Annotated in this window: 15 protein-coding genes and 2 tRNA genes; 13 read left to right on the plus strand and 4 right to left on the minus strand. The window is 30.5% G+C overall.

Annotation, left to right across the window (positions count from 1 at the left end; genetic code table 11):
- Position 1 precedes the first annotated feature (1 nt).
- The 8 genes from RXO53_RS01655 (at position 2) to RXO53_RS01690 (ending at position 5866) form a co-directional block, all read left to right on the plus strand.
- Positions 2 to 1030 (plus strand): ATP-binding cassette domain-containing protein, encoded by a 1029-nt coding sequence (locus RXO53_RS01655; RefSeq protein ID WP_410712537.1) that lies wholly within the window; start codon positions 2 to 4, stop codon positions 1028 to 1030.
- Between the two features lie 27 nt (positions 1031 to 1057).
- Positions 1058 to 1163: transfer RNA gene (locus RXO53_RS01660), tRNA-Cys, on the plus strand.
- Positions 1164 to 1247: 84 nt separating this feature from the next.
- Complete coding sequence (locus RXO53_RS01665; RefSeq protein WP_410712538.1) at positions 1248 to 1661, plus strand: hypothetical protein; 414 nt, start codon at positions 1248 to 1250, stop codon at positions 1659 to 1661.
- A 15-nt stretch (positions 1662 to 1676) separates the two neighbouring features.
- Positions 1677 to 3629, plus strand: coding sequence for a ribosome rescue protein RqcH (rqcH, locus tag RXO53_RS01670; protein ID WP_410712539.1), 1953 nt, complete (start codon positions 1677 to 1679; stop codon positions 3627 to 3629).
- 158 nt (positions 3630 to 3787) lie between these two features.
- Entirely contained in the window at positions 3788 to 3997 is a 210-nt protein-coding gene (locus RXO53_RS01675) for a zinc finger domain-containing protein (RefSeq protein ID WP_410712540.1), read from the plus strand.
- Positions 3998 to 4007: 10 nt separating this feature from the next.
- Positions 4008 to 4283, plus strand: a complete 276-nt coding sequence (locus RXO53_RS01680; protein ID WP_410712541.1) for an elongation factor 1-beta — start codon at positions 4008 to 4010, stop codon at positions 4281 to 4283.
- 7 nt (positions 4284 to 4290) lie between these two features.
- Entirely contained in the window at positions 4291 to 4890 is a 600-nt protein-coding gene (locus RXO53_RS01685; RefSeq protein ID WP_410712542.1) for a VTT domain-containing protein, read from the plus strand.
- 73 nt (positions 4891 to 4963) lie between these two features.
- Positions 4964 to 5866 (plus strand): ribonuclease Z, encoded by a 903-nt coding sequence (locus RXO53_RS01690; RefSeq protein ID WP_410712543.1) that lies wholly within the window; start codon positions 4964 to 4966, stop codon positions 5864 to 5866.
- A gap of 13 nt (positions 5867 to 5879) precedes the next feature.
- On the opposite strand, the gene RXO53_RS01695 is transcribed toward RXO53_RS01690, so the two are convergent.
- From RXO53_RS01695 to RXO53_RS01710, 4 genes are read right to left on the minus strand one after another with little or no spacing between them, the layout of a single operon-like run.
- Positions 5880 to 6317, minus strand: a complete 438-nt coding sequence (locus RXO53_RS01695; RefSeq protein WP_410712544.1) for an RNA-binding domain-containing protein — start codon at positions 6315 to 6317, stop codon at positions 5880 to 5882.
- Positions 6271 to 6867 carry an AAA family ATPase gene (locus RXO53_RS01700; protein WP_410712545.1) on the minus strand — a complete coding sequence of 199 codons (597 nt, stop codon included), beginning with the start codon at positions 6865 to 6867 and terminating at the stop codon, positions 6271 to 6273. Before RXO53_RS01700 ends, RXO53_RS01695 begins: the two co-directional genes overlap by 47 nt.
- 56 nt (positions 6868 to 6923) lie before the next feature.
- Positions 6924 to 7406 (minus strand): adenosine-specific kinase, encoded by a 483-nt coding sequence (locus tag RXO53_RS01705; protein ID WP_410712546.1) that lies wholly within the window; start codon positions 7404 to 7406, stop codon positions 6924 to 6926.
- A gap of 44 nt (positions 7407 to 7450) precedes the next feature.
- On the minus strand, positions 7451 to 7987 hold the full coding sequence (locus RXO53_RS01710; protein WP_410712547.1) for a nicotinamide-nucleotide adenylyltransferase: 537 nt from the start codon (positions 7985 to 7987) through the stop codon (positions 7451 to 7453).
- A 57-nt stretch (positions 7988 to 8044) separates the two neighbouring features.
- Between RXO53_RS01710 and RXO53_RS01715 the strand changes: the two genes are divergently transcribed.
- The 5 genes from RXO53_RS01715 to RXO53_RS01735 all read left to right on the plus strand — a co-directional run bounded on the left by RXO53_RS01715 (position 8045) and on the right by RXO53_RS01735 (position 11263).
- The gene (locus RXO53_RS01715) at positions 8045 to 9034 is read left to right on the plus strand and encodes an RsmB/NOP family class I SAM-dependent RNA methyltransferase (protein ID WP_410712548.1); all 990 of its coding nucleotides are present in this window, start codon (positions 8045 to 8047) and stop codon (positions 9032 to 9034) included.
- A complete protein-coding gene (locus RXO53_RS01720; protein ID WP_410712549.1) occupies positions 9007 to 9528 on the plus strand; it encodes a hypothetical protein in 522 nt (173 codons plus the stop codon). Before RXO53_RS01715 ends, RXO53_RS01720 begins: the two co-directional genes overlap by 28 nt.
- 1 nt (position 9529) lies before the next feature.
- On the plus strand, positions 9530 to 10273 hold the full coding sequence (locus tag RXO53_RS01725) for an FKBP-type peptidyl-prolyl cis-trans isomerase (protein ID WP_410712550.1): 744 nt from the start codon (positions 9530 to 9532) through the stop codon (positions 10271 to 10273).
- Between the two features lie 108 nt (positions 10274 to 10381).
- Complete coding sequence (locus tag RXO53_RS01730; protein WP_410712553.1) at positions 10382 to 11083, plus strand: metallophosphoesterase family protein; 702 nt, start codon at positions 10382 to 10384, stop codon at positions 11081 to 11083.
- 105 nt (positions 11084 to 11188) lie between these two features.
- Positions 11189 to 11263 (plus strand) — tRNA-Glu (locus RXO53_RS01735).
- Positions 11264 to 11297 lie beyond the last annotated feature (34 nt).

Below are 11297 nucleotides of genomic sequence, written 5' to 3' on the forward strand. Positions count from 1 at the left end.
ATTGGAAGCTCTAACAATACAAAATTTAACTATAAAACTAAAAAATTTTGTTTTAGGCCCAATAAATTTAGGATTGGAGGAATATGGATACTATGTTATAGCAGGGCCAAACGGAAGTGGAAAAACAACATTGCTTAGATCAATACTAGGATTTTACAGGCCATTATCTGGTAAAATTATATTATATGGTAAAGATATAACTGATTTACCAATAGAAAAGAGGAAAATAGGTTATGTTACTCAGAGCTATTCTCTTTTTAATAATATGGACGCAAAATCTAATATAGAATATGGCCTTAAACTGATGAAATTAAATAAGACTGAAAGAGAAAGAAGAATTAAAGAGATATCAAATATTTTAAATATAGAAGATCTTTTAAATAAAAAGCCAAAAGAATTAAGCGGGGGACAACAGCAATTAATTTCTATAGCTAGGGCATTGGTTGTTGAGCCTAAAATTTTATTGTTGGACGAACCTCTTTCTAATTTGGATCCAAATGTTAAAAAGAATTTAAGGAATGTATTGAAGAAAATTACAAAGTTAAAAACAACAACCATAATACATGTAAGCCATTTTATTGAGGACGCTTTTGAATTATCTACGAAACTTTTTTTTATGTATAGAGGTAAAATAATTGAGATGGGCAATCCAGTTGATATAATTAATAATCCAAAAACCTTAGAATTTTCAGAGTATTTGGGCTATTCTAATATAATAGGGATTAATTCCTTTAATGGCTTTGAAAATTTATTTTATAAATTAAAAAATAATTACGATGATAAAGTTTATGCAGCCTTTAGACCTGAAGATGCTAAAATTTGCATTAGTAAATGTTGTGATAATTTTTTATTAGGGAAAATTGTTGATGTTAGTTTAACATCACGCGGTTTTCTATATTCTGTAAAAATTTATGATAAAATCTTAAATATATTTTCAGAAGAAAAATTTGATGAGAATAGTGAAGTTTATGTTTGTATTGACATAAATAAAGTAAAGATTGTTAAGTTAGCTAATTTAAATGAAATTTAAATATTTTTGTAACCCTTTTAATAATGGGCCGGGGTGGCCGAGCGGTCCAAGGCGGCGGGCTGCAGTAATAATGTAGCCATGCTCATCGTTTGCTGAGACCCGTTATTCCCGGGTTCGAATCCCGGCCCCGGCTTATGCCTTCAATAAATAGCTTTAATACACATAATGCAATTATTAAAACAGGGCTATGAAATGCCTTGCGACGAGGTGACCTTATTTGAGGAATGATCTGGAAAAGCCGAATGAGCCCCACGGTTGCAAAATAATAGTATATGATGGCTATTTGGATATAATTAGCTTGCTTAATGATATAAAGGAAAATATATATAAATACAATGCTGAGATATCGCAAAAGGGTTATTATCTAAAGCCTGTGCATAAAGTATATAAAATAAAAAATGGAAAAAATAAAGTAATATATGAGTATTATGGAAGATATTGGTGGAAAAAATTAGGTAAAAAAATGATATATTCTGGAACAACAAAACCAAAATGGCTCCCTTCACCTCCTGATAATCCATTAGACGGTCTTTCAGTAATTAAAGATGGTAAAAACGTTATAATTGATTGTTTTATTTATGATAAATTTAAGTGGATATTTAAGGATAGGAAAACTGAAAGAACTTGGTAATTATGGGGAAAAATTATGGCAAGAAAAACGATGTCTTCATTTGATATTTATTCATGGGTAAACACATCAGGAAAATTAATATTGGGGCAAAGAGTGGATAATGCATATTATGAAGGAAGGTTTGTATTGTTAAAGATAAAAACAAAAATAAGTGATTTTTTATTAATAGAGCCTTCAACAAGAATTCACTTTACTAAAAGAATAAGGCCTTCAAGCGAATTTGTAAATAAGCCTTTTGCTATGCTTTTGAGAAAGTATATAAGAAATGAAAAAATTAATTCTGTAGAACAAATAGGATTTGACAGGTTTGTAAAAATAGGTTTTTCTAGTGAAAATTTGTTTGCTGAAATTTTACCTAAGGGTGTTGTAGTTTTAACTAATCAAGAAAATCAAATTTTAGGTGCAACGAAGTATCTAAGGTTTAAGGACAGAGAAATAAAAACAAAAATGAACTATATTTTTCCTAAAATTATTGAAAAGAAACCTTGGGAATTAAACTTTGAGGAAATTTTAAACAACATATCTAAATATAAAGATATAGCAAGAGGGTTAATTATGGGATTAAATCTTCCTGGAGAAGTTGCTGAAGAAACTCTTTATTTATCCGGCATATCAAAAGAAGCTAATCCTTTAAGCATTGATAAGGTTAATATAGAACAAATTATAAATAATGTAAAAAAGTTAATAGATATGAGCTTGGAAGGTAAGGGTTATGTTTATTTTGTTAATGAAAAGCCAATACAAGCAACGCCATTTTTGTCGAAAAGCGTTTTGGAAAGTGGAGGTAAAATGATAGAATATGAAAGCTTTGATATTGCATTAGATGATTATTTTAATATGGTATCTGAAGTTGTTAACACAAAAATTGAGGAGGAGAAATCTAAAATATTGCATAGCATTGAAGAGAATAAAATCCTTTCATCAAAATATATTGAAGAATCACAAAAATTAGAGAAAGATGCTCAAATAATTGCTCAGAATTATTCAGCAATAGAGGAAATAGTTAATTGCATAAATAAAAATAATAAAAATTGTAAAAATGTAGTAAAAATAGATAATAAAGAAAAATACGCAATTATTGATTTTAACGGTGAATTGATAAAAGTATATTTTGATGATAGTTTAGATAAGACAATTATAAGGTTATATAAAGAAGCAGGAGAGCTTAAATCAAAGTCTAAGAAGGCTATAAGCTCTATAGATGATATGATGAAAAGATTAAACGAATTGGAATTGAAAATTGAAGTTGAAAAAGTTAAAAATTTAATAAAAAATAGGAGAAAAGAATGGTATGAAAAATATCATTGGATAATAACAAGAAATAATTTCTTAGCAATAGGGGGAAAAGATGCAGATCAAAATGAAAGCATAGTAAAGAAATATTTGAATGATAAGGATATATACATACATGCAGATATTCATGGTTCTCCTTCAGTTGTATTGTTTACTGATAATAACGATGTGAAAGATGATGATATTAATGACGCAGCAATATTAGCTGTTGCTTATAGTAAAGCTTGGAAGGCAGGTATGGGGAGTATTGGTGTTTATTGGGTTTACGGTAACCAAGTCTCAAAATCTCCACCATCGGGAGAATATTTATCTAAAGGATCATTTATGATATATGGCAAAAAGAATTTTTTAAAGCCTTTTAATGTAGAACTTTATATTGGGGTAGCATTTAAAGAAGGAATACCAATAATAATTTCAGGCAATGAAGAAAACATAAAACAAAAGTCCATAGTTTACGCAAAAATTTTACCGGGTGAAAAGAGTCAAAAAGAGGTAGCTGAGGAATTAAAAACAGAATTTTCTAAGCTCGATGATAAGGAAAAGATATATATGCTTGCATTAGATGAAAATGAAATTATGCAAAAAATTCCTGGAAAGTCTAGGATAATTTTTGTTAAAAAAGGATTAAATAAAAATAAAATTGATTTAAAAAGTAATTTTTCTGGTTCTGAATAATTTAAAAAGCATTATTTACATTTTATTGTTTATAATTAAATAAAAAATTCGTATTTTAAAAACTGGTTAAGTAAGCTTTCACTTTAATAATATGAAGTTGTTTAAGATAACAAGGTTTTAAAACTCTGTTTTTAGAATATAATGAGGTGCAATAAGAGATGTCAGTCACAGCAATAAAGAAATTAGATATGCTTGATACAGTTCAGCCCCCAATATGCACTAGTTGTGGTAAAATAATTCATCCAAGAGAAAAGGCAGTAGCGTTTTATTGCCCCAATTGCGGAAAAGCATTGATTTGGAGATGTAATAAGTGCAGAAAACAAGGTATGAAATATAAATGTCCCAATTGCGGATTTATAGGACCTTAGGTGATATATTATGGCAAAAGTTGCTGTTTTGTTAAAAGTTATGCCCAATTCTCTTGAAATTAAATTAGATAACCTTAAAAATGATATACAAAAATCCCTTCCATCAGGTTACCAAATAATAGATAGCAAGGAAGAACCTGTTGCATTTGGATTAAAAGCATTAATATTATTGGTTTCCATGCCTGAAAATACTGAAGGAGGGACAGAAGATCTGGAATCATTAATTAGAGGGGTCGAAGGAGTAGAAGATGTAGAGGTAGAAACCGTTAGCAGGTTGAGCGAGTAGTTGGATTATGGATCATGCCTTTCTTTATTATACATTGCTAGTTTTTTGGATATCTTTTATATCTAATGCAATTCCTTTTGGTGGTCCCCCTTATACAATAATAACAGCAACAGCAATAATTCAGCTTAATTATAGTTATTTTTGGGAACTCATAATTTTAGCTTCATTGGGGGCAGTGCTTTCAAAAATAGTTATTTATTTGTTCGGTTTCTTATTTAAAAAACCTTTATTAAGGAATAAAAATGTTAAATTGCTATTGTCTTTACCAGATAAATATATTTTATTAACACTATTTATATTATCTATTATACCTATTTTGCCTTTTGACGATTATCTTTATATAGCTGGAGGAGCAGTTAAAATATCGTTATTAAAAATGATTTTAATAACTTTAATTGCAAAGTTTTTTAAGACAACAATTGAAATATTTATAGAGTTAAAGGTAATTACTTTAGCATCTTATTTGTTTTCTATATCAAAGCCTGATGTAGCTATAATTTTAACAGCTCTTTTCATTGCAATAGGTGTGATAGGCTTTAAGATAGATTGGGAAAAACAATATTATAAGTTTAAGGTTATGATTGGAAAAAAGAAAAATACTAGTTAAGGTTTTTAAAATTATTATCTATAATATCTAATGGAAACAAACGAAGAAAATCATAAGATTATGGGGAAAAACTATGTCTAGATGGATTGAGCTCACAACACTTGGAACTGGAGGAGCATATCCTGGTGAAAATAGGTTTACTGCATCATATGTAATAAGAGATTGGTTAGGTAATATAATATTGTTAGATGTTGGAGAAGGATCCCAACATAGATTAAGGCAAGCAGATATACCTTTAACGAGAATTAATACTATAGCAATAACTCATGGTCATGGTGATCACATAAATGGTTTACCTGGTCTTTTACAATCTATGTATTTGAATACGAGAAACATACCTTTAAACATTATTGCTCCAAAAGATGTTATAAAGTTTATTAAAGAAGCCCTTGAAGTAGAAGGGGATAACTTAGGTTTTAGTATAAACCTTTATGAAATAAGCTCTAATGGTTTTTTAGAACTTTTTAATCAAAAAGGAGATAAACTTAATATATATTGGTATCCCTCATGCCATTCTAGGGAATCTTATTGTTATACTTTAGAATGGATTTTAAGGCCTAGAATAAATGTTGAAGAGATGAAAAAACAAGGCATTAGTCCTGGGCCTGATATAGAAAAGTATCTTGAATCAAATAATGAGCAAATGTTAATTAAAATTAATCCTTTTAGGCTAAGCTATACAGGAGATACTAAACCTTGCGATAGTGTAGTTTCTTGCATAAAGGATTCCGATGTAATAATTCACGAATCTACTTTTTCCGATGATTATCAAGACGAAGCAGATAGGTTTTACCATAGTACAGGAAGGGGGGCTGCTTTATCAGCAAAAAAATCTAAGGCATCTTTGTTAATATTAACCCATGTAAGCTCTAGGTATGAAGGGTTTGAAGCTATTGAAATTGAAAAGCAGGCAAAAGAAGAATTTAAAAATACTATATTAACCTGGGATCTGGCTAAATATAGATTTGTCTTATAATTTTTATAAGTTATTAATCTGGAACGCCCCTTTCCCATAAAGGTTTTCCTCTAACAGTTTGAGGGGATAGCCAATCTATAACTTCATTGATATTATCAGATTCAATGGTTATTTTTATTGGTCCTAAAGGAGATTCTTCATCCCATGAAATGAAGCTAACTTTTCCCTGATATAATGCTTGTTTATGCAAAAGGATTTGTAATTTATTACCCCTTACCCTTTTTAAAAAATATGATCTTGCAGCATCTAATATTGCTTGCTTTCTTAGCAAATCATGGAATTTCCTTAAGGAATTATAAGAATTTGAATAGCACCTTATAACTTTATACTCTCCTTGATCCATTATTTCCATATTTTCATAAGTAAATACGTTGTTTATTGCTTTTATTACCTTTTCTTCATCTTCAGTAGGCCTCAGCTCCGCCTCTACAATAATTTTTCCATTCCCCACTTTCTATTACCTCTACTACTTTGTTTATTTTATCTTCTAGCTCTTTTAAATTGGATTCATTTATTATTATAAAATCAGAAACTGCTATAACATTGCCTATACCATATTCTAGGTTTTTCTTATCCCTAAAAGAAAATTCTTCCCATGAAATATCATTACCTTCTCTTTTCCTATTTTTTAATCTTTTATACCTGGTTAAAGGAGATGCGTGAACGGAAACAAGGCATATGTCAAAATCGTTCGTTGCTTTTAATTCTTTTAGTTCTTCAATTCCTCTTATACCATCAATTACTATGAATTTTTCTTTCTTGCTTTCCAAATTTTTTAAAAGAAGCTTAGCGACAGCTGTTTTTCCATATTCTTTTCTTAGTTGAGTAGCAAGGTTTTCAATGTTTTCAATTGTTAATTCCATACCTCTACGCTTTGCCTCCTCTCTTACCAAATCTCCCATGATAAATAGTTCAGCATCAATCTTTTCTGCAATCTTCTCAGCTACAATGCTTTTCCCGCTTCCCGGCATGCCAGTTATTGCAATAGCAAGCCTTTCCATTTTTTGTACCCAGTTAATTTTATATAATAATATATTAATTTTATTGTTTTAATCTACTAAAGCTTATACCCGAATTTTCTAAGCAAATCCTTTCTCTCCTTTTTATCTTCTTCTTTTTCAACTCCCAACGGTTTGAATCCGTCTGAAAAACCCAAAACTAGCCTACTTTCACCTGAATCAACAATTGCTATTTTAACTGGGTTAGAGGTTGCAACGTATATTGATGTTACTTCTTGGACAGATTTAATAGCATTTAGTACATTTATTGGCCACGAATCCTTTAAATATATAACAAAGACATGCCCTGATGAAATTATATTGCAAGTATCTATTGCTTGTTTTGTTAGATCTTTATCGTTACCCTCATATCTTATAAGCCTTTTTCCAGACGCTTCACAAAATGCAATTCCAAATTTGGCTGATGGACAGCTTGTAACCATAGTTTCATATAAATCCTCTACAGTTTTTATAAAGTGGCTTCTTCCAATTATTACATTTGTCCCCTCAGGAACCGGTACATCTAAAACTTGAATTTCCATAAGTTTTCACCATATTATTGTTAAGATTACCGACTTAAATTTTTTTAATCACCCTTAGATAAAGACTTTAGCCTTTCTGTAAAGCCATATTTTTCCAGCATTTCATATAAATAATCAGGAATACATTTTCTCCATTCATCATTACCTTCAATTATGTTGTTTCTTATATTAGTCCCGCTGCACAAATTTCTATTGAACATAGGCTGCATAATTGCTTTAAGGCCCATATCTTTAAATAAGTTTAAGACTAATGGATTTCCAGACACTACTCCATCAAATTCTGGCAATAGCATTTTAAGGTATTGAACCCATACTTTGTTCATTTCTATATCCATTATAGGCACAATATAGATTTTTTGGCAATAATCATAGCCAAACTCTTTATTTAAAACGTTTTTTATAATTTCAATCCTTTCTCCTGCAGTTAAAGGATTTTTTATTGTATAGCTTTCTTGGGCAGACCCTACAACAATTATTACCTCTTTAGAAAGCTTTAAGGCATATTCTATTGCTTTTATATGTCCTATATGCAATGGTTGGAATCTTCCCGGAAATATTAGCCTGTTGTAATTTTCTAGCATAAATATCCCCACAATATAAAAAAGCTCTCAAGACTATAAGTTTAATCGGGTATTAGTTTGAACGAATCCGAAAAAGAAAATAAAATATTTAACTATGAAATTAGCGATGAGGCAAAGGTTTTAGCAGAAAAATACGGCTATTCAGATTACATAGTAGAAAGATATATAAAATTATTAGGGGAAGAGGTCGTAGATCTTTTGGAAATTAATGATGTACCTATGCCTCAAACTATAAGGTGTAATGATTTCTTAATTTCATGTGATGAATTAGAGAAGAGGCTAAAAGGAAAAGGGTTTAAAATACAAAAAATACCTTTTTTGCCTCATGGATATGAAATAATTGAGTCTCCATATAATGTTGGTGCAACTCATGAATATTTGATGGGATATTATTATTTACAAGACCCTGGATCTATGCTTGTTGTGTATTTAATGAATCCAATAAAAAATTCCTTTATATTAGATATGGCTTCTGCCCCTGGCGGAAAGGCAAGTCAAATACTTCAATTAACAAGGGATAGCGTAAAATTAGTTTCTGTAGAATTAAAAAAAGAAAGGATAAAGGCTTTGAGATCAAATTTACAAAGGATGGGCTTTTCAAGCTATGTAATTTTAGAAGGTGATGCAAGAAAAGTCTCTATAAAGAATCCAGATATGATTTTACTTGATTCCCCATCATCGGGTGAGGGAATAATTAGAAAAGATCCTAAGAGGAAAAAGAGCAGACAAAGAAAAGATATGAAAAAAATACATTTATTGCAATACGAGCTGTTAAGCAAGGCAATAGATATTGTTAAACCTAATGGAGAAATTACTTACGCTGCATGTACAACAGCAATTGAAGAAGGAGAGTATGTTATAGATAAGGTATTAAATAAAGGAAAGCTCGATGTTATTAAAATAGATTCTCCGATTGGAGATAAAGCATATGAAGAATTTAATGGAGTTAGGTTTGATGATAGGGTAAAAAATTGCATTAGGTTATGGCCTCATAGACATGGGACTGAGGGGTTCTTTATATGCAAGCTAAGAAAGGTGGAAAATTAGTAAATTTAAATGATAAGGATTTAAAGGCTTTAAATAATTTTGCCTCAGAATTAAATTTAAGCATTTCTTCTATAGTTTCAAATCCTAAAAAGTTAAAAATTGATGGAGAAAAGTATAATGATGTTTTTGATTTACCAATACAGCTAGAAGGCATAATTAATAGCTTTGAATCTATTTATACAACTGGTTTTTATTTAGGCTATATTAAAAATAGTAAATTTTATCCTGGATTAACTTTGTTAAGAAGAGTTTCCAGGCTATGCAATAACGAAATAGATTGCATAAAATTAAATAAAAAGGGGGAAAAGCAATTCTTATACGGAAAAGAAGTTAAAGATAACATTATATCATTTAAAATAGGATTAAGCGTTGTTTTAAATGAAATTGATGAGCCAATAGGATGGGGTATAGGTAAAGTTATTAATAGGAAAAAAGGAATTAAAATAGTTGAGCCAGTAAAAGATTTGGGCTGGTATTTAAGAAGAGGTGGATAAGATGGTATTTAATGATGGAGATTTCGTGCTAATAAATTACACAATCAAGGTAAAGAACGGCGATACGTATTTAGTTCAGGAGACAACATATGAAGATGTTGCAAAGCAATCAGGAATTTTTGATGCTAATAAGAAATACGGTCCATACTTGATTGTTATTGGGAAAAGCCAGTTAATAGAGGCAGTTAATGAAGCAATAAAAGAAATGCAGGTAGGAGAAAAGAAAGAAATAAAGGCAGAACCTTCAAAAGCATATGGGGAAAGAAGGGAAGATTTAGTATTAAGGATACCTGTAAAGCAATTAAAGAGATATAATGTACCTTTGAGAATAGGCCAACAAGTTGAAATAGGTGGAAGGGTTGGAGTTATAGAAAGGATTGCGGAAAGGTTTGCATACATAGATTTTAACCATCCTTTAGCAGGGAAGGAGCTTTTAATTGACTTAGAGGTAGTTAAAAAAATAGAAGATTTTAGCGATAAAGTAAAATATTTGGTAGAAAGGTGGCTAGGTATACCTAATAACAAAGTAGAGATAAATGGGGACCAAGAAAAAATAAACATAAATCTACCATCAGAAACAATAGGCGTTAATGACCTTGAGTCAAAAATGCAATTGTTGACTAAAGATTTGTATCAATATATAAAGCCTAAGGAAATAAACTTAAATATAAAAGTTGAGTTTAAGGAAGAAGAGAAAAAAGAGCAAGAAGTTAAAAAGGAAGAAAAAGAAGGGCAAAACCAGTAATAAGATAAAAACCTAAATTAACAACTAATAATTGGACCGATGAAGGCCGATGGGCAGTCTGAAAGGTGGTGATATATTGCAGTACTGAGGTCCAATAATATACCAATAATATATGCATCTTCAGACATTCATTATCCGCATTATTTTAACATATTTAGAAATTCATTAGATAAAATTGAGGAAGAGCCTTGTTTGTTTCTCCTTGCTGGAGATATAATAGATAAAGGAAAATTTGAAGGGGCTAAAACTGTTTTTGAATCTATAGCTAATAAGTTTCCAAACTCTAAGATAGTTGCAACCTTTGGAAACGATGAGTGGAACGAGCTATGGGATAAGTTAAAGGGTGAATACTCTTATATAGATTGGATAGTTGATGATTACAAGCTTTATACATGCGATAATATTTCTATTGCTGTAATAGGTACTCCAGGAGCTTTAGATAAACCTACTAGATGGCAAATTAAAAACATTAGCAACATAGAAGAAATTTATAATAAAAGAGTAATAAAGGTTAAGGAATTGATAATTAAAGCTAAAACAATTTCTCAGAAAACAATATTGCTGTCTCATTATGCTTTATCCAGGCTTACTTTAAAAGGAGAGAATCCTTATTCTTATGGGGAATTATATAGTTCTAAGATGGAAAAAATAATAATTGAGACCAGACCTGATGTAGGAGTTCACGGTCATGCGCATAAGGGAACAGCTTATGCAACTCTTCAAAATATTCCAATATATAATGTTGCAATTCCTTTAGTTAAGGATATTGTAAAGATAAGATTTATTAAAACATTAGAAGGATTTTTGTAAGTTTTTGCATGCCTTTAAGCAAACAGTTATGGATAGATAAAAATCTTTCTCATGGATTAAGAATAGAAAGATTTTAGAACCTTTTTTCATTACTTTCTGGATGGTGCCGCGGTAGTATAGCCCGGCCCAGTATGCGGGCCTTTCGAGCCCGTGACCCGGGTTCAAATCCCGGCCGCGGCATATGCCTGCGAGGCATAGCGGCACCATTTTTAAT

The organism is Caldisphaera sp. (assembly GCF_046536515.1).
Taxonomy (GTDB): domain Archaea; phylum Thermoproteota; class Thermoprotei_A; order Sulfolobales; family Acidilobaceae; genus Caldisphaera.

What these genes read in the sequence shown, in the direction of transcription:
- rqcH (WP_410712539.1), top strand. Translation starts at nt 1,677, where the DNA reads ATGGCAAGAAAAACGATGTCTTCATTTGATATTTATTCATGGGTAAAC.
- RXO53_RS01675 (WP_410712540.1), top strand. Translation starts at nt 3,788, where the DNA reads ATGTCAGTCACAGCAATAAAGAAATTAGATATGCTTGATACAGTTCAG.
- RXO53_RS01680 (WP_410712541.1), top strand. Translation starts at nt 4,008, where the DNA reads ATGGCAAAAGTTGCTGTTTTGTTAAAAGTTATGCCCAATTCTCTTGAA.
- RXO53_RS01685 (WP_410712542.1), top strand. Translation starts at nt 4,291, where the DNA reads ATGGATCATGCCTTTCTTTATTATACATTGCTAGTTTTTTGGATATCT.
- RXO53_RS01690 (WP_410712543.1), top strand. Translation starts at nt 4,964, where the DNA reads ATGTCTAGATGGATTGAGCTCACAACACTTGGAACTGGAGGAGCATAT.
- RXO53_RS01700 (WP_410712545.1), bottom strand. Translation starts at nt 6,867, where the DNA reads ATGGAAAGGCTTGCTATTGCAATAACTGGCATGCCGGGAAGCGGGAAA.
- RXO53_RS01705 (WP_410712546.1), bottom strand. Translation starts at nt 7,406, where the DNA reads ATGGAAATTCAAGTTTTAGATGTACCGGTTCCTGAGGGGACAAATGTA.
- RXO53_RS01710 (WP_410712547.1), bottom strand. Translation starts at nt 7,987, where the DNA reads ATGCTAGAAAATTACAACAGGCTAATATTTCCGGGAAGATTCCAACCA.
- RXO53_RS01720 (WP_410712549.1), top strand. Translation starts at nt 9,007, where the DNA reads ATGCAAGCTAAGAAAGGTGGAAAATTAGTAAATTTAAATGATAAGGAT.
- RXO53_RS01725 (WP_410712550.1), top strand. Translation starts at nt 9,530, where the DNA reads ATGGTATTTAATGATGGAGATTTCGTGCTAATAAATTACACAATCAAG.